We start from the raw sequence: 25124 nt of genomic DNA, 5'->3' as shown, positions 1-25124 counted from the left end.
GGGTGTGAGTAAAGTCACTGGATATTCCGGCCCTCATGCCCCATCATTGCTCTGACAGCAGCGGCCAGCACGGAGACATCAATGCGCAATACCCCGGCCCTGTCCCGCTTGGCCGCACCGTTGATCGCCGCAGGCATCCTGGTTGCCGGCTGCGGACAGACAGCCCCCACCCGCACTTCCGGCGACGGCGCCGCCCCGGCCGGCGGCCTCTTCGGCATGGCCGTTCCCGCGCCCGCCGGGCATCCCGGCGGACCGCGGGCCGCGGGCTTAAACGACAGCGGGAAACTGACGCCGGCGATGCCGGGAAGCATGCCGGCGGGCAGCATTTACCGCAATCCCGCCAACGGCCGCAACGAGGTGGTCGTGGAGGACATCGCCCGGACCGCCGTGCTGATTGGCGATTCCCAGGCGGAACCTACGTCGTCCTGGCCCCGGACGGCTCTGGCCCGCCTGGGTTACAGGGTGCACTTCTGCGGCCGGGGCGGCACGGGATTTGTCACCTCCAACGGCACGACCGGCAACTACATCGACGCCCTGCAGCGCGGCGACTGGCTGCTGCCCTACGGATCGCCGCCCCTTGTTCTCATTGAGGGCGGCGGAAACGACGCCTCCCGCGGGGCCACCGACCAGCAGATCTCAGCCAACGCCGAGCGGCTGATCGCCAGCGTCCGGCAGCGCTACCCCGAGGCCCGGCTGGCCATGGTCGGGACGCTCGCCCGCGGCGCCGCCGACGGCGGCGGGCGCCGCACAGAGGTGGACGCACTGCTGGGCACGGTGGCAGCCAGGCATTCGATTCCCTTTGTCGGTGTCGGGGACTGGCTGACGCGCCACAACCTCACCAAGCTGATGGCCGACGGCGTGCACATGAATCCCGAGGGGCACGCTGCCCTGGCCGTGCTGCTGGCCGGGCGGCTGGGCGATTTCGGCTTCCAGGCCCCGAGCTCCGGGCCGGCGGAGCCTGCCTCGAGCCGCTGAGGGCGGCCGGGCTGCCCCGGCGGCAGGTGCCGGTCTTCAGCCGCCGGCGGCCGTTCCCCGGTCAGCCAGGTGTCACAAACGGCCGGAGCCGGCGTCCACCCGAGGGCGGACGCCGGCTCCGGTGTCATGTCGGCCGGGTCAGTCAGCCAGGTTCACACAGCTCAGGCAACTTCCGGGGGCAGCATCAGGCGGGCACCCGGGATGGCATGGAGCAGCGCCTTGGTGTAGTCCTGCCGCGGCGCGTCGAAGACGTCGTCGGTCGAGCCCGTTTCCACCAGCTTGCCCTTCTCCATGACGCACACGTGGTCCGCGATCTGCCGGACCACCGCGAGGTCGTGGGTGATGAACAGGTAGGTCAGGCCCAGCCGGGACTGCAGTTCCGCGAGCAGGTTCAGCACCTGCGCCTGGACCAGGACGTCCAGGGCGGACACGGCCTCGTCGCAGATGATCACTTCCGGATCCAGCGCCAGGGCGCGGGCGATCGCCACGCGCTGTCGCTGGCCGCCCGAGAGCTCGTTCGGGTACCGCTGCATGGTGGACTGCGGCAGCGACACCTGGTCCAGCAGCTCGCGGACCTTCTTCTCGCGGCTGGCCTTGTCCCCGATCTTGTGGACCCGCAGTGGCTCCTCAATCGTCCGGTAGATGTTGTACATCGGATCGAGGGAACCGTACGGGTCCTGGAAGATCGGCTGCACCCGGCGGCGGAAAGCGAAGATCTCTTTGCTCTTCAGCACGGAGGTGTCAACGCCGTCGAAGATGATCTTCCCGGAGGACGGCTCCAGCAGATTCAGCACCATCTGCGCCACTGTGGACTTGCCGGAACCCGACTCGCCCACGATCGCCGTCGTGGTTCCGCGTTTGACGCTGAAGGAGACGTCGTCGACGGCGGTGAAGTCCGTCGACTTGCCGAACCCGGAGCGCAGCTTGAAGACCTTGCTCAGGTTCTGGATCTGCAGCACGTCTTCCGGCATCGTCGGTTCAACGGCAACGGCCTCGGCGGACGCCAGAACTTCGTCCGTCGAGACGCCGAGCTGCTTGGCGACCTGGATGCGCCGTGAAGCCAGCGACGGCGCCGAGGCGACCAGCCGCTGGGTGTAGGGATGCTGCGGGTTCTGCAGCAGCTCCAGGGACGGACCGGCCTCGACGACGTTGCCGCGGTACATGACCACGACCTTGTCGGCACGCTCGGCGGCCAGGCCCAGGTCGTGGGTGATGAGCAGCACGGAGGTGCCCAGTTCCGAGGTCATCTTTTCCAGGTGGTCCAGGATCTGGCGCTGCACGGTGACGTCCAGGGCCGACGTCGGCTCATCGGCGATGAGCAGGCGCGGCTGGCAGGACAGGCCGATGGCGATCAGCGCGCGCTGGCGCATGCCGCCGGAGAACTCGTGCGGATACTGCTTGGCCCGCCGGGCGGCGTCAGGCAGTCCGGCCTGCGCCAGGACCTTGGCGACGTCGTCCGGGCCGCTGGGGCGGCCGTTGGCCTTCAGCGTCTCCTTGACCTGGTCGCCGATCTTCCAGACCGGGTTCAGGTTGGACATCGGGTCCTGCGGGACCATCCCGATGACGTTCCCTCGCAGTTCGATCATGCGCTTCTCGGAAGCGTTTGAGATGTCCTCGCCGTCGAGCAGGATCTGCCCGCCAGCGACACGGCCGTTGCCGGGCAGGAGGCCGATCGCTGCCAGCGCCGTCGTGGACTTGCCGGATCCGGACTCGCCCACAATGGCGACCGTCTCTCCGGGCATGATGGTCAGGTGGGCGTTGCGCACGGCCTGGACCTCGCCGCTGCCGGTCTTGAAGGAGATCGCGAGGTCGCGGATTTCCAGCAGTGGCCGGTCGGCCGGGGTTCCGGCCTCGTGAATCGTGACGTCGGACGTTGTCATGATTACCTCCTTCATCGCTGACGGCTCTTCGGGTCGAGGGCATCACGCAGGGCATCGCCCAGCATGATGAAGCTCAACACCGTGATGGACAGGGCTGCAGCCGGGTAGAGCAGAACAGCCGGGTTGGTGCGGATGGAGGACTGCGCGGCGGAGATGTCGTTGCCCCAGGACATCACGGAGCCGGGCATGCCGATTCCGAGGAACGAGAGCGTGGCTTCGGCAACGATAAAGACGCCAAGTTCCATGGTGGCGAGCACGATGATCGGTGCCAGCGCATTCGGGAGCACATGGCTGACCAGGGATCCAAGCCGGGAGACACCGAGCGACCGGGCCGCCGTCACGAAGTCGGCGTTGCGGACCTCGATGACGGCGCCGCGGGTGATGCGGGCCATTTGCGGCCAGCCAAGCACCACGAGGACAAGGACCACGGTCCAGACTCCCCGGTTTTCACGCATCAGCGGGAGCTGGGTGAGGACCAGGGCGCCGAGGACGATCGGCAGGGCGAAGAAGATGTCGCCGAGGCGGGCGAAGAATGTATCCACCCAGCCGCCGAAGAAGCCGGCCAGGGCGCCGAAGGTCACGCCGATGATCAGCACGGAAATCACGGAAAACACACCCACCATGAGCGATGCCTGGGTGCCGTGGATGATGCGCGAGTAGATGTCGCAGCCCTGGAAGGTGAAGCCCAGCGGGTGTCCTTCGGTGGGAGCACCGTTGGAGTTCGCCAGCTCGCAGCCGTTGTCCGGGGCAACCTGGGTGAAGAGCCCCGGGAAAACGGCCACCACGATGATCAGCGCGATCATGACCGCGGAAATGATGAAGAGCGGACGACGGCGGAGCTTGCGCCAGGCGTCTGCCCAGAGGCTCAGCGGGGCCTCGTCGACCTTGACGGCATCAGTTGCCAGCAGAGGGGTCTCCTCGACCGGGGCAACAAAGTGCTCGGATGTTCGATTAGTTTTCATAGCGGATCCTCGGGTCAAGCCAGGCGTACAGCAGATCGACCAACAGGTTGGCGAGAACGAAGACCAGCACCAGGACGCTCACAATGGCGACCACGGTGGGGCCTTCACTTCGGAGAATGGCCTGGTACAGCTTCTGGCCAACGCCGGGGACATTGAAGATGGCTTCGGTCACGATCGCGCCGCCCATCAGGCCGCCCAGGCTCGCGCCCAGGTACGTGATCACGGGGATCAGCGAGTTGCGCAGCACGTGGGTGGTCACGACCTGGCGGCGTGACAGGCCCTTGGCGGTGGCCGTGCGGACGTAGTCGGCGTTCATGTTTTCGATCACGGATGCGCGCGTCAGGCGCAGCACGTAGGCGAAGGACACCATGCCAAGCACCACCGCGGGCAGGATCAGGCTTCCCCAGGTGACATTGGAGCCGACCGTGGGTTTGGCCCACCCCAGTTGGACCCCGACCAGCAGCTGCAGCGCGAAGCCGAGCACGAAGGTCGGGATGGCGATCACGACGAGCGACAGCACGAGGACCGAGCTGTCGAAGATGCCGCCCTTGCGCAGTCCGGCGACGAGGCCGAAGGCGATTCCGAACACGCCCTGGATGATGAGGGCCTCGATGGCGAGCATCGCCGTGACGGGGAAGACACGCGCCAGGGTGTCGGCAATCGGCTGGCCGGTAAAGTCGACGCCGAGGTTGAAGGTGAAGAGGTTTTTCAGGAACAGCCCGTACTGGACCCAGAAGGGCTCGTCCAGGTTGTACTGCTGGCGCAGCTGTGCGATGACTGCCTCGCTCGGCGGGCGGTCGCCGAAGAGGGCGCGGATGGGATCGCCCGGAAGGGCGAAGACCATGAAGTAGACGAGCAGGGTGGTTCCGAGGAACACCGGAATGACCTGCAGCAGGCGCCGGAGGATGAACTGGATCACAGCAGCGCCTCCGGTGAGATGGTGGAACGAAGGGGAATCATGGGACAGCTTCCTGCCGGTTTCAAGCATGTGGGGGCCCGGCTAGGCCGGACCCCCAAGCTTTAGTGATGTGGATATGAGTTCCGGGGAACTCAGGAACTACTTGGCCGTGATGGCCCAGTACTGCAGAACGCCGTTCCAGCCGGAGTCAACGTTGCTGACATTCTGGCTCCAGACGGCCTGGCGCGCGGAGTACCACAGCGGCAGGTTGGGGAGGTCCTTGAACAGGATCTCCTGCGCCTGGGTGAACTTCTTGTTGGCGTCGTCCGTGGACTGCGCGCCCAAGCCTTCGTTGAGGAGCCGGTCGAACTCAGGGTTCGAGTAGCCCTCGTAGTTGGCGCTGGAACCGGTCTTCAGGAGCGGGCCCAGGAAGTTGTACAGCGACGGGTAGTCGGCCTGCCAGCCGGCGCGGGTCAGGCCCGGCAGCTCCTTGGCGGTGCGCAGCTTCAGGATTTCGGCGAACTTGGCAAACGGCTGGCCTTCGGCCTTGATTCCCAGGTTGTTCTTGAAGTTGTTGGCAACGGCGTCGATCCATTCCTTGTTGCCGCCGTCGGTGTTGTACGCGAGCTGCAGGGTCTTGTCCGCGGGCCACGGGCTGATGGCGTCAGCCTGGGTCCACAGGTCCTTCGCCTTGGCGGCATCGAACTTCAGGACCTCGGAGCCGGCAACGTTTTCGTTGTAGCCGTCAACAGCCGGGGAGGTGAAGTCCTTGGCCGGGATGCGGGTGCCGGAGAAGATGACCTTGGTGATCTCGTCGCGGTTGATCGCCATGGAGAGAGCCTGGCGGCGCAGCTGGCCCGCTTCGCCCTGGAACTCGGGCAGGTAGCCCGGGATGTTCAGGGTGGAGTTGCCGGCGTACGGCTTGTTCAGGTTGTTCTCCGGGAAGTCCATCGTGTAGGTCTTCAGGGCATTCGTGGGCAGAACGTCCGTGACGTCCAGGTTGTTGGCCTGGATGTCCGTGTAGGCCGGGGCCGGATCGGTGTAGAACTTGAAGGTCACGCCGCCGTTCTTGGCTTCGCGGGCACCCTTGTAGTCCGGGTTCTTGACCAGGGCGATCTGGCTGTCGTGCTGCCAGGCGCCTTCCTTCTCCATCTTGTACGGGCCATTGCCGACCGGGTTCTCGCCGAATGCCTTCGGGTCCTTGATGGCGTCGGCGGGCAGCGGCATGAAGGCCGAGTAACCCAGGCGCAGCGGCCAGTCGGCTTCCGGCTGCGCCAGCTTGACCGTAATGGTGGAATCGTCCTTCAGGACGAGGCCGGAGAGGGTCTGGGCGGTGGGGGCGGGAGCCTCGGTTTCCTTGCCGTCCGCTCCCATCTGCTTCGTCGTGGCGCTGACGGCGTCGTAGCCTTCGATGGATTCAAAGAAGCTGCTGTTGCCCTGCGCGTTGGTGCTCAGCGCGGCAAAGTTCCAGGCATCAACGAAGCTCTTGGCGGTGACTTCCTCGCCGTTGGTGAACTTGGTGCCCTTCTTGACCTTGATCGTGTAGTTCTGGCCGTCCGGGGATTCGATGGACTCGGCCACGGCGTTGACCGACTTGCCACTGGGGTCGTAGCTGGTCAGGCCTTCGAAGAGCAGCTCGACGACGCGTCCGCCATAGACTTCGCCGGTGTTGGCGGGCATCAGGGGGTTCTGCGGTTCGTTGCTGTAAGCGGTGATGACCTTGTTGGGGTCGCCGGCAGCCTGGCTGGCACCGTTTGAGGCGCCGCCTCCGGCGCCGCATCCGGTCAGGGCGAGAGCGGCGATAGCCACCATGCCCAGTGCTTTGGAAGTGCGCGAAAAACGCATTCCGCCTCCTATGAGTTGTGGGAGTTCGTGAGGGAAAAACTTATGCTTCCCCGCAGGCAGGCACAGGGGTATCCCCTGTGACGTGGCCTACATATACGAGTAGCCTAACCCGAGACTGTCCAGATGGTGGAACTCTGTTGCCAAACCGTGACCCGCCAAAAAATGTCAATGAAACGTCAAGCGCGGTGTAATTCAGGTCACACGCTACCGGGTGGTAATATTCGCTGCCGGGCGGTCCCGGTTACGGCGGGTTAACTCGGTCCGGCGGCCAGCAGCTGGGCCCGCAGCTCCCGGCGCTCCCGCTGCTTTTCCGGGTCCGGCAGCGGCACGGCGGCCAGGAGGCGCTGCGTGTAGGGCTCCTGCGGATTGCGCAGGATCTGGTCCCGGGTGCCCTGTTCGACGATGCGGCCGCGCTGCATCACGCAGATCCGGTCCGCCAGCACGTCGACGACGGCGAGGTCGTGGGTGACGAAGAGGCAGGCAAAGCCGAGTTCCTTCTGCAGGTTCTGGAACAGGTCGAGCACCTTGGCCTGCACGGACACGTCCAGCGCCGAGGTGGGCTCATCGGCGACCATCAGCTTCGGCTTGAGCGAGAGCGCCCGGGCGATGCCCACCCGTTGCTTTTGCCCGCCGGAGAGCTCGTGCGGGTACCGGTTGCGGTAGTTCCGCGGGAGCTCCACCTGGTCCAGCAGCGCCTCGATCCGTTGTTGCAGCTCGGTTCCTTTCGCCACCCCGGCCAGGAACATCGGCTCACCGATGCTCTCGCCGATCGGAAGCCGCGGGTTCAGCGACGACGACGGGTCCTGGAACACCATGCCAACGTGGCGGCGCATCTCGTGAAGCTGCCGGCCGTTCCTCTTGGCGGCGGAAATGTCCTGCCCGACGACCTTCATGGTGCCGGCCGCCACCGGCAGCAGCCCGACGGCGGCGCGTCCGATGGTTGTCTTGCCGGACCCGGACTCCCCCACCAGCCCGACAACCTGGCCCGGGTAGATCACCAGGTTGGCGCCCTCCACGGCGCGGAACGCGGGCACCCGGCCCTGCTTGGGGTACTCAATCGCCACGTCCGTGAGCTCCAGCACCGGCTCTCCCTGCGGCGTGGCCGCCGCCGCGGCGGCCAGGGCCGCGGCGTTTTCACGCTCGCGCCGGAGCAGCTGCTCCTCCGGGATGGAGCGCAGTTCGGCGTGGGTGGCGGCGGCGAGGGCTGCGGTGACGTCCACTTCCTCGGCGGGGTCCGAGCCGCCCTGGCCGAGGTGCGGAACGGCGGCCAGCAGCGCTTTGGTGTATTCGTGCTGGGGGTTGTGGAAGATCTCGGCGGCGGTCCCCGTTTCCACGATGACACCGCGGCGCATCACTGCGATCCGGTCCGCCAGGTCGGCAACGACGCCCATGTCGTGGGTGATCAGGACGATCGCGCTGTCCAGCTTGTTCCGCAGGTTGCGCATGAGGTCCAGGATTTCCGCTTGGACGGTCACGTCGAGGGCCGTGGTGGGCTCATCGGCAATCAGGAGCTTGGGATCGCAGGACAGCGACTGTGCGATCATGGCACGCTGCCGCTGGCCGCCGGAGAGCTGGTGGGGGTAGGACCGGAAGGCCTTTTCCGGGTCCGGCAGCTCCACGAGCTCCAGCATGCGCAGCGCGCGCAGCCGGGCCTCGGCGGGGGAAACCTCGCTGTGCAGCCGGACGGTCTCCACGATCTGGGCGCCGACGGTGTACACCGGGTTCAATGCGGTCATCGGCTCCTGGAAGATCACGGCCACTTCCTTGCCGCGGACGGCCCGGATGTTCGCCTCGTCCGTCCCCAGCAGCTCCTTTCCGGCGAGCTTGACACTCCCCGTCACGCGGCTGTTGCTCGGCAGCAGACCCAGCAGGGCCATCGAGCTGGCGCTCTTGCCCGAGCCGGACTCCCCCACGATCGCAAGGACCTCGCCGGCGCGCACCTCATAGTTCAGGCCGATGGCGGCAGGCACCCACTTTTTGTCCACGCCGAAGTCGACGCTGAGGCCGCGGACCTCCAGCACGGGTTCGCTCTTGCCGGGAGCCGGGGTGACGGCCGGATCGAGGGTGATGAAGTCAGTCATGATGGGGCTTTCCTTCCACCCGGGCCGCCGGTCCACCGGGGATTAGTGCTGCGGCTCGGAATACTGAATTATTGGGGGCATGAGCTCTGCGCCGCATGCCGGTACCGTTGAAATCTTCAAGGCCCGAACGAACGCTTGGTTCGCCTGGCTGTGCTGGACGGTCGCCGCTCTCGGCATCGCCGTCACTGCGGTCACCGCTGGCCCGGCGGCGCTGGCCGGCATAGCACCGCTGCTGCTGGTCGCGTTCCTGGGCTGGCAGCTGTTCTGGATGCCCGCCGTTGTGGTGCATGACGGCGGGGTCACCCTGGAGAACCCGTTCCGGTCGATCCTGGTGCCCTGGGAGGCCCTGGTGCATGTCGACACCCGTTTCGCCCTCACCCTGGTCACGACCCGCAAGAGCTACGTGGCCTGGGCCGCACCGGCGCCGGGCATCTGGGGCGGGCGCAATGCCGGCCCGGAGGACCTCCGGGGCCTGCCGGCAACCACCTACGGTCCCGGCCGGTCCGTGCGGCCCGGGGACCTGAAGTCCACGGACTCCGGCCAGGCAGCACGGCTGGTGCGGGAGCGCTGGCATGATCTGGTGGAAAGCGGCGAACTGGCCGCCGGCGCTGCCGCCAGCACACCGGTAAAAGTGACCTACCGCTGGGCGGCGGCCGCCGTCGTCGTGCTGCTGCTCGCGGCCTGCTACTGGACCATCGCCGCCCAGTAGCTCAGCAGTGCGGGCATGGCGGGGGGCAGGCATCTAGCTGCCCTTGGTTCCGTCAAACGCGGTGACGGGTGCCGCACCGAGGGGATGCTTGCCGTCGTCCTTGGCCTTCTTGGCGTTGAACTTCTTCTGGCGCGGATCGAACGCATCCCGCAGGCCGTCGCCGATGAAGTTGATGCTCAGGCAGATCAGGACGATGAACAGGCCGGGGAACCAGAACAGCCACGGCCGGGTGGCAAAAGCCTCCTGGTTCTGCGAAATGAGGAGCCCGAGCGACGTGTCCGGAGCCTTGACGCCGACCCCGAGGTAGCTCAGGGCGGTCTCGGTGAGGATCGCGGCGGACATGGTCAGCGTGACGTTGACGATCAGCACACCGACGGCGTTCGGCAGGATGTGCTTGAAGATGATCCGGGCGTTGCTGGCTCCGGAAATCCGGGCCGCGTCGACGAATTCACGTTCGCGCAGTGAAAGGAATTCCCCACGCATCAGCCGGGCAAGCCCCACCCAGGTGATCAGGCCGAGGAAGATACCCAGCGCCAGGATGCCGTTGCTGCTGGCGAAGGAGGCAAACCAGCTGCCGGAATCCCGCCTGCCGGCCATCTGTGCCATCACGGCGGCGAGCAGCAGCGCCGGAATGATGATGATGACGTCGGTGAGGCGCATCAGAATCGCTTCCGTCCAGCCACGGAAGTAGCCGGACAGGGCCCCGACCACGACGCCGACCAGGCCGGCGATCAGCCCGATCACCAACATAACGGTGATGGACTGCTGGGCGCCGCGCATCGTCATGGCGAAGAGGTCGCGGCCGATCCGGTCCTGGCCGAAGGGGTGTTCGCCCCAGGCCAGCGGCCACAGCGAGGCTGTGGGCACCCCGTCGTTGACCAGGGGGGTGACCTGGTCGTGGGTGTACTTCCACCAGCCGGGGATTCCCCAGTAGCCGACAGAGGTGAAGGCCGTGACAAAAATGATGGCGAACACGACGAGCCCGATGATGGCTCCGGAGTGGCCCAGGAACCGCTTCCGGACGATCTGGCCCTGGCTCAGGCCCTTGGCTTCAAGGATGGGCTCAACGCCGACCGGCGGCAGCCCGGCTTCTTCGGCCATGATTTCGTCCTGCTGACTTGGCTGGCTCATGCTTTTACCCTTACGCGCGGATCAAGTGCGGAGTACGCGAGGTCCGCAATGAGGTTGAAGCCCATGGCTGTGATGGCGACACAGATGAAGACGCCCATCACGGGGTTGGGGTCAGTGTGCGAGATGCCGTCCAGGAACAGGAAGCCCATCCCGCGGACGGAGAAGACCGTTTCGGTGATGACGGCGCCGCCGATCAGCCCGCCGATGTCGAAGGCCACGATGGTGGCAATCGGGATCAGCGCGTTGCGGAAGGCGTGGCGCATGACGACGGTCCGTTCGGACAGGCCCTTGGCGCGGGCGGTCCGGATGTAGTCCATGTTCATGATTTCCAGCATCGAGGCCCGGGTGAAGCGGGTGTAACCGGCCAGCGAAATCAGGATCAGCGCCATGGTCGGCAGGATCAGGTGCGTGAAGGAGTCCAGGCTCAGGATCCAGAAATCGCCCTCAATGTTCGGGGTGCTGGCGCCGATCGTGGCGATGGGGCGGCCCCGGACGCGGCTGTTGTTGAAGTACGTGGGCCACGCCTGCATGTAGCGGTCCAGCAGGATGAGGAATCCGACCAGGAAGGAGGTGAGCGCGGCGGCCCGCATGGACTGTCCGCGGTCGTAGCCGCCCATCAGGAAGCCGATGCCCAGCCCGACGAGGACCGCGGCGACCGCGAGGAGCACGATCATCACAACGGTCGCTTCATTGAGCAGCGGCTGGATGACAAAGTAGACCACCAGCCCGACCCCGACTGCGATCAGCGCCGACTGCAGCGCCTTGCGGTTCTTAAGTCCCGCCGACAGCAGGGTCACGGCGAACGCAATGCCGACGCCGGCGATAGCGATGACCACCGGACCCAGTCCCGGGGTCTTGAACCACTCGGTGGCGGAGAAGTACATCAGCACGCCGGCCGCGAACAGAAAGGCGACGCCGCCGATGAGCAGCCGGCGTTTCATCTCGCCGCCGACGGTCACGGCCGTCAGGACACCGATGACAACGCCGATGGCGAGGGCTGCCGGGATGGGAATCTCGGGATTCCGGAGGAAGTTGTTGAACCCGATGGCGCCGTACTCCTTCAGGAGTACCGCGACCCAGAAGATCGGGAGGGAAAAGAAGAGGAAGGCCATGAAGGTCACGCCGTAGTCCAGCGTGCTGTACTGGCGCAGGGCGGTGATGATGCCCAGCGTGATGCCGATCAGAATCGCCAGCACGGTGGCCCCGGTGACCAGGGTCAGGGTCTGCACCAGTGCGTGTCCCAGCGCATCGGTGATGGGCTGGCCCGCGATGTTCTTGCCCAGGTCGCAGGAGTTGGCGAACGGGATGAGGCACTGTGCCGCACCGCCGAGCCAGTGGAAATACCGGATGGGTGCGGGTGTGTCCAGCTGCAGCAGCTCGATGCGTGCGTCCATGAGCTGCTGTTTATTGGGGGCGCTGATGGCGCGGAATTCTTCCAGGGGATCGCCTGACGCCGCTGTCAGGAGATACACCAGGAAGGATGCGCCGAGAAGTATGAGGGCGGCAGTGATGAGCCGCCGGACTATGTAGGTCACCATGGGAAAGAACCTCGGTATTCGGGGCCAGGGGTTGCCCGGACCGGTCGCAGAGTTTGGCCTTTTCCCCGCGGATGACGGGCGAGGGCCCGCCATCGTTAGGGGGTGTCGCTAGAAAGGCGCCGGGACCATATTGCCCGGTCCCGACGCCTTTAGCTAGCAAATGTCACTTGCGGTCGTCGGCTACTTCTGTGCCCACTCCCAGAAGTTCCACCAGACACCGGTCTGGTTCGGCATGTACTTCACGCCGGTGATGCGGTCGCTGTACGCGTCCACGCCTACGGACTGGAACAGGGGCAGGCCGTAGGAAGAAGCCCAGATCTTCTGGTCGATCTGCTTGATCAGCTCATCCTGCTTGCCCTTGTCGGTGGTGACAATCAGTTCGTTCATCAGCTTGTCGGCTTCCGGATCGCTGAACAGGTTGAAGTTGGAGTCGTTACCGGTCTTGAAGATCTGCGGAACGCCGGAGACGCCGACACCCGAGTTGATCCAGCCGAAGATGGTGGCATCGTAGCTGCCGTCGCCGAGGGCCTTGCCCCAGTCCGACTTGCCGAGGCCGCCGTCGACGATCTTGAAGCCTGCCTTGGTGGCGGACTCGCTGATCAGGGCGAACATGTCCGCACGGTTGGGGTTGTCCTTGTTGTACATGATGCGGACTTCCGGCGTGGCATCGGCGAGGAGCTTCTTAGCCCCTTCGATGTCAACATCCTGGTAGGCGGACGAGCCGTTGGCCTTGACGGAGTCGGCGTAGAGGGCCTGGTCCGGCACGAACAGCTGCGAGTCAAGCGGCTTGGCCTCCGGGTCCAGCTTCTTGACGATCTTGTCGACGATGTCCTTGCGCGGGACGCTCTTCATGAACGCTTCGCGGACATTCTTCTCGGCAAAGACGCCGCTGAAGTTGAGGTCGATGTGGTCGTAGGAAAGCTGGTTTCCGACCTCGACCGTGACGCCCTGGCTTTCGAGGGCCTTGAGCTGCTCCACCGTGTCAGCCGAAGCCTGCGGTGCAATGATGTCGGCTTCGCCGTTCTTGAGCGCCTGCACCTGGGCGGGTGCGGAGCCGATGTAGCGGACGGTGATTTCGTCCAGCTTGGCTTCCGGACCCCAGTTGTAGTCCTTGTTCTTGACCATGGTCAGGGACTGGTCCTGGTTGACACCCTTGACGATGTAGGGGCCATTGGAGAGGTAGAGGCTCGGGTCCGCCGGCAGGGTCTTGGAGTCGAAGCCGGTGTTCCACATCTCCGCCATGGCCTGGAGCTGCGCGTTGGCCGGCTGGGGAGCCTTCGCGTCGCCGCGGGGCATGCCCTTGACGAGGTCAACGAAGGCCTTGGCGTCCGCGAGTCCGGCCTTTTTGGCGAGAACGTGGGCCGGGATGTCGATGCCGGGGCCGCCGAGCGCGATTTCCCAGTCGGAGAACGGCTTGGAGTACTTGACCGTCATGGACTTTCCGTCGTCACTGAGCTCCGGGAAGTCCGACAGGGCGATGCCGGTGGGGTCGCCGGCGTAGGAGAAGTAGGACGTTCCGGTCTTCGCCTCTGCGTCGGCATCGTTGTAGTACCCGGAGAACGCGGCCCACTGCAGCAGGAGATCGGCCGTGGTAACGGGCGTGCCGTCCGACCACTTCACGCCGTCGTTGATCGTGTATTTTACCGTCAGCGGATCGTCTGAGGTCTTCTCCATCTTGCCGAACTTCTCGTTCCGCACGACATTCAGCTTGTTGTCGATGTAGAAGAAGCCCGAGTGGGTGGCGTAGCTGATCTTCGAGTTAATGTCTACGTTGCCGTCAGCCGTGTTGGGGTTGAACGTGTTGAACGCGTTCACCTCGACGACTGTTGCAGATCCGCCTGATTTGCTTGCTGCCGCAGCAGTGGTCGGGGTTGTCCCGCCGCTGTTGCCTGCGCAGGCGCTGAGGGCGAGGGCAGCTGCTGCTGCCACGCCCACTGCTTTGGAAATACGACCGAAGCGCATTCCGCCTCCTTGTTTCTGTGGTGTGGATGAGACCGAGGCCGTGGGCGCCGGGCAGACGTCCACACTCCCAGCGGCAGTGTGGTCCGTCTCACATGGGATGTAGCGTAAACCCGAAATTCAGCGCCGGGCGAAGAAAGTTGACCGACTGTAAAGTTCGTTACAGAGCTGCAACATTGGCCGGCCTTTCACGGGTCGAATTCTTCATGATCCATTGACGTCCCGCACCCCCGGCGCTAATGTTTCCGGGCACAGGAAAAGCCCCGATTCTCACATCGGGGCTTTTCGAGTTAATCCTTAATTACTTGATGAGTTCATCAACCGTCACACGTTGAGGCGGAACCCCACGGCGTCGCCGTCCTGGACACTTTCACGATTCACGCGTCTTTCCGCCCGTCGGCGTCGTTCTCAGCAGTGTCGTTTCGTGCCCGGCGTCGAGAAGCGCCGCAGCGCGGCGTCGATGGTCGTCCCTCGTGTTCGGGTCCATGTTTTCAAGCTGGGCGACGACCATACGCATGCGCGGGTTTACTCCCAGGACCGCACGGTGATCCGAGATGAACGTCCAGTACAGACCATCCCAATCCGGCATCCATTGTCCAGCAGGCAGGTCTGACATCTTGCGCAGGTAGTTGCTGCCGGATACATAGGGCTTTGTGGTGATCTCCTCCCCCGCAGCGAACTGGCTCATCGCATAGACATTGGGGACCATCACCCAGTCGTACGCGTCGATGAACAGCTCCATAAACCATTCGTAGACCCGATCGGGATGGATTCGCAGCAGGGACATTGCGTTGCCGAGCACCATGAGCCGCTCGATGTGGTGGGCATACCCGGTGGCGAGCACGCGCGAGATGACCATGTCCACGGGCGCCAATCCGGTGGTCGCGTCCCACCATCCGTCCCCGAGTGCGTTCTGGTGGTCGAGCCGGTTCGAGGTGCGCATTTGGCGGCCGCTTGTCCGGTAGGTGGCGCGCATGTATTCCCGCCAGCCGATCACCTGCCGCACAAACCCCTCTACGGAGGCGAGCGGGGTGTTGTGTCCGGCACCGTCGAGTACCGTCCGAACGACCTCCCGCGGATCTAGGAGTCCGATGTTTAGCGCGGCGGCCAGCAGGCCGTGAGCGATGAACGGATGCGCCGTGGAAATCGCGTCCTCGTAGGGTCCGAACTCGTCCAGGCGTTCGCGTACGAATTCCTGCAGATGCTTACGGGCCTCGTCGCCGCTCGTAGGCCAGGCGAACAGGTGTGGGTCCCCCGGAGCGTCCGGGAACTCCGCACTGACCCATGCGATCGCGAGGTCGACCTCGTGAGGCACTTCGTCACCAACCCCTGCGGGGTCCCCCATCAGCGCTTCGATATCGAAGGTCCCCTCGCGCTGGAGGACGGGATGGCGCGCGAATCGGCCTACGACGTGGGGAGTGTACCCGCGGGGAAGCTTCTTGCGGTTTTCGGCATCGAAGGACCACCTCCCGCCGAGGGGTTCCCCCTTGTCGAGAAGGATGTTGAGTCGGCGGCGTTGCCACACATAGAAGTCCTGCATGCGGGAACCATTGTGTGAAAACCAGTCATCGATCTGCTCACGGTCAGTGAGGAAGTTCGGTGTCTCCAGCACGTCTTCCTGGCGCATCAGATAGCCGCCGTCGGCGAGCCCCGCGAACAGATCCTGCTCGAGCCAGTCATCGACGACGTCGAACCAGGTCACCTGCACCGGGTCGCGGTTCCGGACGAATTCGGCGAGTTGATCATGGGAGCTATGCTCGGCGTCGCTTCTGAGGACTGCAACCTCGTAGCCGTGCTCGCCCAGGCGACGGGCGAAGCGGGTCAACGAAGCGCGATGCAGGACCAGCTTGTGGGAATGGAACGCGTACTGGCGAAAAAGAAGATCATGCTCGATGAGCACGAACACGGTGTCGCTGGCCACTTCAAGATGCTGATCGAAGAGCTGATGCGGCAAAACGAGGCGGACACGCGGGCCGGACTTCATACCCTAACGATAGAGGGGCCGCCCCGGGTCGGGAGTATCACGCTCATCGGCGCGGGCGCCGGGCGGCGCCCGCAAACCTCACACACTAGATGTTGAAGCTGAACTTCACAGCCGTCACTTCCAGGCACTAGACGTTGAGGCGGAACTCCACTACGTTACGCAGCTGAATAACCTCTGCGGTTGCTTCGCGACCAGTTCCTCGCTGCCGCTCTCAGATCCGTCGGCAGTCTATTCGCCGCGCTGCTCCGATTGAACGGCCCTGCGAGGCTCCCCCCGACCGAGTACGCGTTCATCAGCCACAGCCAGATTAGTGACGGTGTGATGCGACTCGGCGGTCCCGACGCCGGAGAAGGACCCTGCCCCGCCATATACAGTGAGGGCACTTGCCGCGGCTTCACGGAGAGCGCTCCTATCTGTGACCTCCAGCCGGTCGGCAGCCATTATCCGCGATGCGTCGTCTTCGGCCCGGGCCACGGTGCCGACCTCTGCAATCGCGGAGAAGACTTGCCCCCGACAGATTCAACGCTCCTTGGCTTGCTTCTCACGGGCGGTGGCTGCAGCTGGTTTTTCGCGCTTCGGTGTTTGCTTCTGCTGCTTCGGCCGACGTTTCCGTCGCCGGCGCCGCCGTCCCGGGCCATTGAAGGGCGGCCGGGGCTCGCCCAACCGGGGGCCGCTCCAGTACCGTCCGCCTATCAAAATGCCGGCGAGGGCGCCATAAGCCGACGCATGCGGAAGGGCCATCTGGTCGGTGGCGCCACCCACGAACGCCAAGGCAAACCACACAACGGGTAGGCCAGGGATAAGGAGGCCGTTTCTAATTTGCAGCGGCAGCGGGAAGCGGAACAACGCCCAGCCTGCGATGACAGCGACAACAAGCACTGCAGCAGCAGGCGCCGTCGGTGACAGGAGGACCAATTGGGCTGTCCCGATGCCGAACAGCACCAGCGCGCACACTCCATTGATCAGTGCCAGGCGCCACCCGCCGGAGAACTTGCCGTCGGCGTCGGGCCGGCGCGGGCGGGTTTGCGTCCGCTCTGACGCGGCACCCGGTCCCGACCAGACGTATCCGCCGGCGATTCCGCCGACGATGAACCCTATGAACCACGGCCCCGCCGCGGGGATGTCCAGGGCACCATCGACGTCGAGCGAGATCAACGTCCAGTAGTTCAGGAGGAACGTCCAGAGCATCACCGTGAACGCCCGGAATGATCGTGAGACGACGCGAACCACGAGAAATGCGTAGACCGCCCCTACCGAAAGGAACACTGATGCCTCAAGGAGACGGTCACCGGCGAACCACACGAACACCGCCAGCATCAGGGCAATCATCCCGGCGTAAAAGACCCGCACGTCCCACTGGTCAATTTTCTTCAGCACAGCAATACCCCCCATGGATACAAGGGTAGGGCAGGGCAAACCGCATCCACGGCAGCCAAGATCGCCTCTGCGCGGTCGCGGTTTGCGCTGGCGTGGGCGAAAGGCGAGCTCAGCACCGCTGCTCCTGTCCTGGAGGTATAGCAAAGCCCCGCCGCGGAAGAACCGGGGCGGGGCCGAAATGCTGCAGGGGCTGGAACTAGACGTTAAACCTAGACTCCACCGTAACCGAATATCTTTTGCTCGGAGCCCGAGCCTGTTGGCCTCGGCCAATCGCTCAAGCGATGTCCTCTCAACTAACAAACGTGGCGCCAGCGGGCTCTATTTAGCGTCGTTGTTTCGACCATGCAGGCATACAGGCATACAGCGCTCAGTTTCATCATCTCGGCCGCGCCTAGAAGGCGGTGCTGGGCAGATCCTTCTCGCCATCGACGATCGCGGTGATGATCCGCGCTGCAACGAGGTCTGGATCCAGCGTCGCCCCGAATCGCGGCGCTGACCCGGCGATCGGGTGCTCGGACAGCGCGGTGCCAGTGTGGCCTGGGCGGGCATCCACGAGTCGGATGCCTGCGCGACGATACTCGCGCGCCGCTGCGACAACGAAGGCCGCGAGCCCAGCTTTCGACGCCGAGTATGCTGCCAGACCGGCGACGGGTGTCTCCGCGACAACGCCGCTCAGTGTTACCACGAAGGGCTCCCGGCCGTCATGTGCCGAGGCCGCGAGGTAGGGCTGGCTCTGGGTAATGAGCTGGATCGCACTGGTCGTGTTCACAGCGAACAGTTCGTCCACCGTGGCGGGTTCAAGGTCTGAAGCGGCGCCGAAGGCGACGACCCCGGACGCAACCACAAGCCCGTCGAGACGTCCGTGCTGCGCAGTCGTGGCATCCAGCACCTCCCGAATCACAGAGGGTGCGCGTAGATCGTGCCCAGCAGACTTTGACGACCGGGCAACAATGGCGCCGTTACTCTCCAGTTGATCGGCGATCCGCGAGCCTAGCCCGCCGGTGGCGCCGACTACCAGAACAACCGCACCCTGAAGATTCGTCATGGGTAGATCTTAAATCACGTGCGGCAGGTAGCCCAGCCCGAGTCGGTTCGCTGGGGTTGGACGGCTGCGGTATTCCCCAGGCAGTGAAGCAAGCTTCACGCGCACCCCCGGGGTGAAGCGCCCCAGGTTTCGTGCCGCAGCCTCGTGAGTTGGAAGAATGTATGTCATGCCACGCGTCCGCGCACCCTTTGGTACTGCAATTTGCGGGCATCCGCGGCACCGACGCACACCCGCAATAAGCACACAGAACCCACGGATGCTTAAACCGCACAAACAGAAACGGCCCCATGTGCCGACGCAGATGGGGCCGTCGCAGAAATTCTTTGAGCTATACGTTAAACCTAAACTCCACCACGTCGCCGTCGGCCATGACGTATTCCTTGCCTTCGATCCGCACCTTGCCGCGGGACTTCGCCTCCGCCATGGACCCGGCTTCGATGAGATCGTCAAACGAAACCACCTCGGCCTTGATGAAACCGCGCTGGAAATCGGAGTGGATGACGCCGGCCGCCTGCGGGGCCGTATCGCCCTGGTGGATGGTCCAGGCGCGGGTTTCCTTGGGTCCTGCGGTCAGGTAGGTCTGCAGGCCGAGGGTGTGGAAGCCGACGCGGGCCAGCTGGTCCAGGCCGGATTCGTCCTGGCCGTTCATCTCCAGCATTTCGCGGGCCTCTTCCTCGTCCAGTTCGACGAGGTCCGATTCGAGCTTGGCATCAAGGAAAATGGCGTCCGCCGGGGCCACCATGGCGCGCAGTTCCGCCTGCTTCTCCGCACTGCCCAGGATGCCCTCGTCCGCGTTGAAGACGTAGATGATGGGCTTGGCCGTCAGGAGGCTGAGCTCCCTGAGGTGCTCCATCTCCAGCTTGTCGCGCTTGACCGAGGCGAAGATGGTGTCGCCGCGTTCGAGCACAGCCTGGGCGGACTTGATGGCAGCAAGCTCGGCGGCGTCCCGCTTCTTGATCTTGACTTCTTTTTCGATCCGGGGAACGGCGTTTTCGATGGTCTGCAGGTCGGCCAGGATCAGTTCGGTGTTGATGATCTCCATGTCCGAGCGGGGATCCACCTTGCCGTCGACGTGGATCACGTCGGGGTCATCGAAGACGCGGACAACCTGGGCGATGGCCTCGGCTTCGCGGATGTTGGCGAGGAACTTATTGCCCAGGCCTTCGCCCTCGGACGCGCCCTTGACGATCCCGGCGATGTCGACGAAGGACACCGGGGCGGGCATCAGGCGCTGCGATCCGAAGACGGCGGCCAGCTTGGCAAGCCGCGGGTCCGGCAGGCTGACCACACCGACGTTCGGCTCGATCGTGGCGAACGGATAGTTCGCTGCGAGCACCTGGTTACGGGTCAGTGCGTTGAAAAGAGTTGATTTGCCGACGTTGGGCAGTCCGACGATGCCGATAGTAAGAGCCACGAGGACTAATTCTACCTGCTGCGGCCGGGCTCCCCTGCGACAACTGGTTTGGCGGCTGGTTCGCCGACGGGTTCGCCGCCGGCAGTGCGGCTTGCTCCCGCCGGCCGGGCCGTCGGCGGGAAACTGTCGGAGGGGCATGCCACAGTGAAGACATGGACGCTTTTGCACTGATTCTTGCCCTGCTCATGCTGCTCGTCGGCGCGGTCGCCGGCGCCGCCGTGGTCTTTCTGCTGATCCGGCGCCGCACCCTCGCGGTGGAACAGGATTTCGACGCCGTGTCGGCCAGGCTCTCCGAGGTCAGCGCGCAGTTCGCCGCGGCCGACGCCGAGAGGCGCCTGCTGGCGGCCCAGAACCGGGACCTTGGCGAGTCCCGCAACCAGGACGGCAGCGTGCTGCGGGCCCTGGCGCCGGTGGCGGAGAAGCTCACCGCGGTACAGCATCAGGTGTCGCTGCTGGAGCGCGACCGCCTTGAGCAGTACGGACAGCTGGCCCAACAGCTGCAGGAAGCCCGGTTGTCCGACGAACAGCTGCTGCGCTCAACCCATGCGCTGGAGTCCGCGCTGCGCTCCAACAGCGCCCGCGGCCAGTGGGGGGAAGTCCAGTTGCGCCGGGTGGTCGAGGCCGCGGGGATGCTGCGCCACGTCGATTTCCACGAACAGGTTCACAGCGGTCAGCAGCACGGCGCCGGGACGGAGAGCGGCATCCGGCCTGATCTTGTCGTGCAGCTTCCCGGCCAAAAACAGCTCGTGGTCGACGCCAAGGTGCCGCTCGCGGCCTATCTTGCGGCGCAGGAACTCGGAGCGTCCGCCCCGGGGCTGCAGCACGCGCAGTCGCTGAGCGGAGCGCAGGCCCATCTGCTGGCCCATGCCAAGGCCCTGAAGGCCCATGTGGATGCCCTGAGCAACAAGAAATACTGGGACATCCCGGGCAACTCCCCGGAGCTGGTGGTTTGCTTCCTGCCGGCCGAATCGATTCTGGCGGCCGCGCTCTCGGCGGACCCGGCACTGCTGGACTACGCCCTGTCCAGGAACGTGGTGCTGGCCTCGCCCTCCACCCTGCTGGCGGTCCTGAAGTCCGTCGCGTTCACCTGGCGCCAGGACGTCCTCACGGACAGCGCGCGCGAGCTCTTCGAACTGGCCCACCAGCTGTATGAGCGGATGGGGACGCTCGGCGAGAACGTCACGAAGCTCGGCGCCTCACTCAAGACGTCGGTGGACCGCTACAACTCGATGGTGGGCACGCTGGAGGCCCGGGTGCTGCCGACGGCGCGGAAGCTCAATGCGCTGGATGCGACCGGGCTGGCCACCCCCGCGGCCGTCGAGGTGACGCCGCGATCCGTGGCTGCCCCGGAACTCCAGCCCGGGAGCGGGTCGGAACTTGGGTCCGGGCGGGCAGCCGATGCAGCCCCGAGCGAATCACACGAAGAGGACCAGGAGTCCGCCGCCTAGGGCTGACGTTGCGCGTGGGACGGACGTTCTGCGCCCCCGCCTAGGAGGTCTGGGCAGGCCGTGTCCCGCGGCCCCCGAGGGCGCGGGTGACATCGCCGGCCTGCTTCAGGGTGGCCCGGAGCTCCTTCGGCAGCGAGAAGAGCAGGTCCTCTTCGGCCGTGACGACTTCCTCGACCGCGCCGTAGCCGTAGTCGGCCAGCAGGCGCAGGACGTCCTTGACCAGGACCTCCGGGACCGAGGCGCCCGAGGTCACACCGACGGTCGCCACGCCCTCGAACCAGGACTCGTCCACCTCATTGGCGAAGTCCACGCGGTACGAGGCCTTCGCGCCGTACTCCAGCGCCACTTCCACGAGCCGGACGGAGTTCGAGGAGTTGGCCGATCCGACCACAATCACGAGCTCGGCCTGGGGTGAGATCTTCTTGATGGCCACCTGGCGGTTGGTGGTCGCGTAGCAGATGTCGTCGCTGGGCGGGTCCTGCAGGGTGGGAAACCGCTCCTTGAGCAGGCGGACCGTCTCCATGGTTTCGTCCACGCTAAGGGTGGTCTGGGAGAGCCAGATAACCTTCTCCGGGTCCCGGACCGTGACCTTGTCGACCTCGTGCGGGCCGTTAATGATCTGGATGTGCTCAGGGGCCTCGCCCGCGGTCCCTTCGACTTCCTCATGGCCGTCATGGCCGATCAGCAGGATGTCGAAGTCGTCCTTCGCGAAGCGCACCGCCTCTTTATGCACCTTCGTCACGAGGGGGCAGGTGGCGTCGATGGTCCGCAGTCCACGGTCCTCGGCGGACTGGACTACGGCGGGTGAGACGCCGTGGGCGGAGAAGATCACCAGGGCGCCCTGGGGGACCTCGTCGGTCTCGTCAACGAAAATGGCGCCTTTTTCCTCCAGGGAGCTGACGACATGCACGTTGTGGACGATCTGTTTGCGCACGTAGACCGGCGGGCCGTAATGCTCCAACGCTTTTTCCACCGCAATGACCGCACGGTCGACGCCGGCGCAGTAGCCGCGCGGGGCCGCGAGCAGGACCTTTTTCGCGCCGGCCACGGGGGCTGCGGCCAGGACTTCTTCCGGCGTACGCCGCCGGCGCGGAACGGTTGGCATCGGAATGGAAACAGCAGTGGAGGTCATGCCCCAATGCTACCGGTGTTGGACGGGCTGCCGATCTGGCAGGTCCCAGCCAGTCGGCGCCGGGCGCTCGGCGCCAGCCAGTCGGCGCCGGACGCTCAGGCGCGGCGGCGCCCGCCGAGGACGCGCGCCACGAGTCCAGCTGCCAGCAGGACGCCGCCGGCCACGGCGGCCATCAGGGTCCACTGTCCGAAGCTCGAGCTGGCGGCCGCAACGAATTCGCTCTTGAAGATCTCCGCGACCGCGTTGCCGCTGCTTGTTGCTGTCACGGCATCCCCGACGGCGTCGGCGGCCAGTTTCCAGGCGCCGGCCAGCGCCAGGGCTCCGAGCCCGATGCCGGCCAGGACGGTCCAGCGCCGCCGGGCGGCCACAAAGGCGAGCGCGAAGGCGAGGAGGGCGCCGACGGCCAGGGCGTAGCCCATCGGCGCGAAAGCGGATACGCGGTCGAGGAGCTGCCGGTGCTCGGGCTGCCCGATCGTGATCAGCAGCTGCTCCGGCGCCTCCAGCGGTAGGGTCGTTGCTTCCGCCAGCTGCTTCGCCAGCAAACCGACCAGGGGCGCGAGGTCCAGGGTCAGCGACGTGGCCGTGCCGGCCTCGGCGGGCGGTGCGCTGGGGTCGGTGACGTTCAGCTGGTGGCTTTTGCGCAGTGTTTCGGTCCAGGCCTCGGGGTAGCCGGGCATGCCTGTCAGCGACCGGGCCGCGCTTTCCAGGATCGGAGTGACCAGTCCGCTGAGCGCTGCCGGTATCCGTTCCGCGCCCAGGCTGCCGACGGCGGCCGCGGCCAGCCGCTCCTGGAACACAGGGTCCCTGCCGAGCGGCGCGGTGAACGCCACGAAGCCGTCCTGCTGGACGATATTCCGGTCCACCCACATGGCCGGAACGGCGGCCGCCGCCAGGACAAGGCCGATGAGTACCGCTACGGCCGAGACAAAAGTGCGCACGAGAATTCCTAGTCGGTTGGTGGGTAGTGCCCATCCTACGGGGGCGGCCTGCGGAACGATAAAGTCGGCCCCCGATGCTAGAGCTATGGATAGAGTTGAAACCGACAAGTTCGAGTTGTCGGCCGGTGGCCTTTCCTGACGCGCAGTCGCCGGGGTCGCACCTGCTGGCAGCCCCGCCCCGGCAAAGGACACCGACGCATATGCACCAGGCCATTCCCGCCCCGGGACACGGGCATGTCTGAGGAGGCCGCAGCCGCCACAACGGTTCCTGCCACGGCGGCGGAAACCAGCCCGGACAACCCCTGGCCGCTGCAGCTGCTGTCCCAGAAACTCAAGATGCACATTGACCGCGCCCCCTCCGCCTGGGTCGAAGGCCAGGTCATCGAACTGAACCGGCGGGGCACGAATGCCTACCTAACGCTGCGGGACATCGATGCAGAGATCTCCCTCCCTGCCTCCGTCTGGACCAAGGTGCTGGACCGCCAGGACATCCCGCTGGAGCGCGGCTCCCGGGTGGTGGCCCTGATTAAGGCCGAATTCTGGCTCAAGACGGGCAGGCTGAACATGTCCGTGAAGGACATCCGGCCGGTGGGCCTCGGGGACCTCCTCGCCAGGATCGAGCGCCTGCGCCATGCCCTCGCCGCGGAAGGGTTGTTCTCCGACGCCCGCAAGAAGCGCCTCCCCCTGCTCCCCCACCGGGTCGGCCTGATTACCGGCCGTGACTCGGACGCCAAGAAGGACGTGCTGCGCAACGCGGCGCTGCGCTGGCCCGCCGTCGAATTCGAAATCCGCGAAGTGGCCGTCCAGGGCAACACCGCCGTCGCGCAGGTCATCGCCGCGCTGAGCGAGCTGGATGCGCATCCCGAGGTGGATGTGATAGTCATCGCCCGCGGCGGCGGCGCACTGGAGGATCTGCTGCCTTTCAGCAACGAGGAACTCATCCGGGCCGTGTCGGACGCGTCCACCCCGGTCGTCAGTGCGATCGGCCACGAGGCGGACCGGCCGATCCTTGACGATGTCGCGGATCTGCGCGCCTCCACACCGACGGACGCCGCCAAGCGGATCGTCCCGGACGTTGTCGAAGAGCTCGCCCGCGTCCGCCAGGCCCGCGACCAGCTCCGGCGTGGTGTTACCCGGTTGGTGGAACGTGAGACGGACCGTCTGGCTTCGCTGCGCTCCCGGCCGGTGCTGGCATCCCCCGAGGTCATGGTCAGCCTCCGCCACGACGACGTCGAACGGCTTAAGGGCCGCTCCCAGGCGGCGGTCACGACCGCCGTCGTCCGGTCCGCCGACCAGCTGGTCCACCTCAAGGCCCAGGTCCGGGCACTCTCGCCGCAGAAGACCCTGGACCGGGGATACGCCGTCGTGCAGCTCGCCGGCGGGGGCACAACTCCCGGCACCCGCCGGGACGTTGTGCGGCACCCTGACCAGACGCCGTCGGGGACCCCGCTGACCGTCCGGGTGGCCGGAGGCCGGTTCACCGCGGAATCGACCGGTGGCCAGGAACCCGCCGACAACTGATAGACCACCCATCCGAACGACCCGTCCTGCGGGACACAGCAAGGAGCAGCACGCCATGACAGCAGAAACTAAGCCCAACGCCGACATCGAGGGCCTCAGCTACGAGGAGGCCCGCGAGCAGCTCGTCGGCATCGTCACCAGGCTCGAAACCGGCGGTGCGAGTCTTGAGGAGTCGCTGGCGCTGTGGGAACGCGGCGAGGCGCTCGCCAAGCGCTGCGAACAGTGGCTTGAAGGTGCCCGCAAGCGCCTGGCCGCGGCCCGCGACCAGCCGGCCCAGGCCGGCTAGC

At 65.6% G+C, this 25124-nt stretch carries 19 protein-coding genes; 5 read left to right on the top strand and 14 right to left on the bottom strand.

Going from position 1 to position 25124, the window contains the following annotated elements; all coding sequences use genetic code 11:
* Positions 1–81: 81 nt before the first annotated feature.
* Entirely contained in the window at positions 82–975 is an 894-nt protein-coding gene (locus ACZYZ3_RS12840) for an SGNH/GDSL hydrolase family protein (RefSeq protein WP_463964201.1), read from the top strand.
* Between the two features lie 161 nt (positions 976–1136).
* Here ACZYZ3_RS12840 and ACZYZ3_RS12835 read toward each other — a convergent pair whose 3' ends face one another.
* From ACZYZ3_RS12835 to ACZYZ3_RS12815, 5 genes are all read right to left on the bottom strand, one after another.
* The gene (locus tag ACZYZ3_RS12835; RefSeq protein ID WP_463964200.1) at positions 1137–2855 is read right to left on the bottom strand and encodes an ABC transporter ATP-binding protein; all 1719 of its coding nucleotides are present in this window, start codon (positions 2853–2855) and stop codon (positions 1137–1139) included.
* An 11-nt stretch (positions 2856–2866) separates the two neighbouring features.
* Positions 2867–3817 (bottom strand): ABC transporter permease, encoded by a 951-nt coding sequence (locus ACZYZ3_RS12830; protein WP_463964199.1) that lies wholly within the window; start codon positions 3815–3817, stop codon positions 2867–2869.
* The gene (locus ACZYZ3_RS12825; protein WP_463903307.1) at positions 3807–4736 is read right to left on the bottom strand and encodes an ABC transporter permease; all 930 of its coding nucleotides are present in this window, start codon (positions 4734–4736) and stop codon (positions 3807–3809) included. Before ACZYZ3_RS12825 ends, ACZYZ3_RS12830 begins: the two co-directional genes overlap by 11 nt.
* A gap of 138 nt (positions 4737–4874) precedes the next feature.
* Positions 4875–6560 (bottom strand): peptide ABC transporter substrate-binding protein, encoded by a 1686-nt coding sequence (locus ACZYZ3_RS12820; RefSeq protein WP_463964198.1) that lies wholly within the window; start codon positions 6558–6560, stop codon positions 4875–4877.
* 251 nt (positions 6561–6811) lie between these two features.
* Positions 6812–8641 carry an ABC transporter ATP-binding protein gene (locus tag ACZYZ3_RS12815; protein WP_463964197.1) on the bottom strand — a complete coding sequence of 610 codons (1830 nt, stop codon included), beginning with the start codon at positions 8639–8641 and terminating at the stop codon, positions 6812–6814.
* 79 nt (positions 8642–8720) lie between these two features.
* Here ACZYZ3_RS12815 and ACZYZ3_RS12810 point away from each other — a divergent pair, with 79 nt between their 5' ends.
* Positions 8721–9350 (top strand): PH domain-containing protein, encoded by a 630-nt coding sequence (locus ACZYZ3_RS12810; RefSeq protein WP_463964196.1) that lies wholly within the window; start codon positions 8721–8723, stop codon positions 9348–9350.
* Between the two features lie 33 nt (positions 9351–9383).
* On the opposite strand, the gene ACZYZ3_RS12805 is transcribed toward ACZYZ3_RS12810, so the two are convergent.
* The 7 genes from ACZYZ3_RS12805 to ychF all read right to left on the bottom strand — a co-directional run bounded on the left by ACZYZ3_RS12805 (position 9384) and on the right by ychF (position 19798).
* The gene (locus tag ACZYZ3_RS12805; protein ID WP_463964195.1) at positions 9384–10481 is read right to left on the bottom strand and encodes an ABC transporter permease; all 1098 of its coding nucleotides are present in this window, start codon (positions 10479–10481) and stop codon (positions 9384–9386) included.
* Entirely contained in the window at positions 10478–12019 is a 1542-nt protein-coding gene (locus ACZYZ3_RS12800) for an ABC transporter permease (protein ID WP_463964194.1), read from the bottom strand. Before ACZYZ3_RS12800 ends, ACZYZ3_RS12805 begins: the two co-directional genes overlap by 4 nt.
* A 180-nt stretch (positions 12020–12199) precedes the next feature.
* Positions 12200–13981: an ABC transporter family substrate-binding protein gene (locus ACZYZ3_RS12795; protein WP_463964193.1), complete on the bottom strand. Its 1782-nt coding sequence runs from the start codon at positions 13979–13981 to the stop codon at positions 12200–12202.
* A 367-nt stretch (positions 13982–14348) separates the two neighbouring features.
* A complete protein-coding gene (locus tag ACZYZ3_RS12790) occupies positions 14349–15962 on the bottom strand; it encodes a cryptochrome/photolyase family protein (protein WP_463964192.1) in 1614 nt (537 codons plus the stop codon).
* A 519-nt stretch (positions 15963–16481) separates the two neighbouring features.
* Positions 16482–17291, bottom strand: a complete 810-nt coding sequence (locus tag ACZYZ3_RS12785; protein ID WP_463964191.1) for a hypothetical protein — start codon at positions 17289–17291, stop codon at positions 16482–16484.
* A 439-nt stretch (positions 17292–17730) separates the two neighbouring features.
* A complete protein-coding gene (locus ACZYZ3_RS12780; protein WP_463964190.1) occupies positions 17731–18384 on the bottom strand; it encodes an SDR family NAD(P)-dependent oxidoreductase in 654 nt (217 codons plus the stop codon).
* A gap of 328 nt (positions 18385–18712) precedes the next feature.
* Positions 18713–19798, bottom strand: coding sequence for a redox-regulated ATPase YchF (gene ychF / locus ACZYZ3_RS12775; RefSeq protein WP_463964189.1), 1086 nt, complete (start codon positions 19796–19798; stop codon positions 18713–18715).
* 152 nt (positions 19799–19950) lie between these two features.
* On the opposite strand from ychF, the gene ACZYZ3_RS12770 reads away from it, so the two are divergent.
* A complete protein-coding gene (locus ACZYZ3_RS12770; RefSeq protein ID WP_463964188.1) occupies positions 19951–21246 on the top strand; it encodes a DNA recombination protein RmuC in 1296 nt (431 codons plus the stop codon).
* A gap of 40 nt (positions 21247–21286) precedes the next feature.
* Here the strand turns inward: ACZYZ3_RS12770 and ACZYZ3_RS12765 are convergent, their stop codons facing one another.
* Together ACZYZ3_RS12765 and ACZYZ3_RS12760 are read right to left on the bottom strand one after the other, a co-directional pair.
* The gene (locus ACZYZ3_RS12765) at positions 21287–22378 is read right to left on the bottom strand and encodes a 4-hydroxy-3-methylbut-2-enyl diphosphate reductase (protein ID WP_463964187.1); all 1092 of its coding nucleotides are present in this window, start codon (positions 22376–22378) and stop codon (positions 21287–21289) included.
* A gap of 95 nt (positions 22379–22473) precedes the next feature.
* The gene (locus tag ACZYZ3_RS12760) at positions 22474–23316 is read right to left on the bottom strand and encodes a hypothetical protein (RefSeq protein WP_463964186.1); all 843 of its coding nucleotides are present in this window, start codon (positions 23314–23316) and stop codon (positions 22474–22476) included.
* A 234-nt stretch (positions 23317–23550) separates the two neighbouring features.
* Here ACZYZ3_RS12760 and xseA point away from each other — a divergent pair, with 234 nt between their 5' ends.
* Positions 23551–24837, top strand: a complete 1287-nt coding sequence (gene xseA, locus ACZYZ3_RS12755; RefSeq protein ID WP_463964185.1) for an exodeoxyribonuclease VII large subunit — start codon at positions 23551–23553, stop codon at positions 24835–24837.
* Between the two features lie 55 nt (positions 24838–24892).
* Complete coding sequence (locus ACZYZ3_RS12750; protein ID WP_307460264.1) at positions 24893–25123, top strand: exodeoxyribonuclease VII small subunit; 231 nt, start codon at positions 24893–24895, stop codon at positions 25121–25123.
* Position 25124 lies beyond the last annotated feature (1 nt).

The sequence above is a fragment of the Pseudarthrobacter linnaei genome (assembly GCF_055412825.1).
Note: the sequence above shows the minus strand (reverse complement) of the source record. Positions and strands in the feature narration are given on the sequence as shown.

Coding starts and splice junctions, on each gene's coding strand:
- ACZYZ3_RS12840 (WP_463964201.1), top strand. CDS start 82: ATGCGCAATACCCCGGCCCTGTCCCGCTTGGCCGCACCGTTGATCGCC.
- ACZYZ3_RS12835 (WP_463964200.1), bottom strand. CDS start 2,855: ATGACAACGTCCGACGTCACGATTCACGAGGCCGGAACCCCGGCCGAC.
- ACZYZ3_RS12830 (WP_463964199.1), bottom strand. CDS start 3,817: ATGAAAACTAATCGAACATCCGAGCACTTTGTTGCCCCGGTCGAGGAG.
- ACZYZ3_RS12820 (WP_463964198.1), bottom strand. CDS start 6,560: ATGCGTTTTTCGCGCACTTCCAAAGCACTGGGCATGGTGGCTATCGCC.
- ACZYZ3_RS12815 (WP_463964197.1), bottom strand. CDS start 8,641: ATGACTGACTTCATCACCCTCGATCCGGCCGTCACCCCGGCTCCCGGC.
- ACZYZ3_RS12810 (WP_463964196.1), top strand. CDS start 8,721: ATGAGCTCTGCGCCGCATGCCGGTACCGTTGAAATCTTCAAGGCCCGA.
- ACZYZ3_RS12805 (WP_463964195.1), bottom strand. CDS start 10,481: ATGAGCCAGCCAAGTCAGCAGGACGAAATCATGGCCGAAGAAGCCGGG.
- ACZYZ3_RS12800 (WP_463964194.1), bottom strand. CDS start 12,019: ATGGTGACCTACATAGTCCGGCGGCTCATCACTGCCGCCCTCATACTT.
- ACZYZ3_RS12795 (WP_463964193.1), bottom strand. CDS start 13,981: ATGCGCTTCGGTCGTATTTCCAAAGCAGTGGGCGTGGCAGCAGCAGCT.
- ACZYZ3_RS12790 (WP_463964192.1), bottom strand. CDS start 15,962: ATGAAGTCCGGCCCGCGTGTCCGCCTCGTTTTGCCGCATCAGCTCTTC.
- ACZYZ3_RS12785 (WP_463964191.1), bottom strand. CDS start 17,291: ATGATTGCCCTGATGCTGGCGGTGTTCGTGTGGTTCGCCGGTGACCGT.
- ACZYZ3_RS12780 (WP_463964190.1), bottom strand. CDS start 18,384: ATGACGAATCTTCAGGGTGCGGTTGTTCTGGTAGTCGGCGCCACCGGC.
- ACZYZ3_RS12770 (WP_463964188.1), top strand. CDS start 19,951: ATGGACGCTTTTGCACTGATTCTTGCCCTGCTCATGCTGCTCGTCGGC.
- ACZYZ3_RS12765 (WP_463964187.1), bottom strand. CDS start 22,378: ATGACCTCCACTGCTGTTTCCATTCCGATGCCAACCGTTCCGCGCCGG.
- xseA (WP_463964185.1), top strand. CDS start 23,551: ATGTCTGAGGAGGCCGCAGCCGCCACAACGGTTCCTGCCACGGCGGCG.
- ACZYZ3_RS12750 (WP_307460264.1), top strand. CDS start 24,893: ATGACAGCAGAAACTAAGCCCAACGCCGACATCGAGGGCCTCAGCTAC.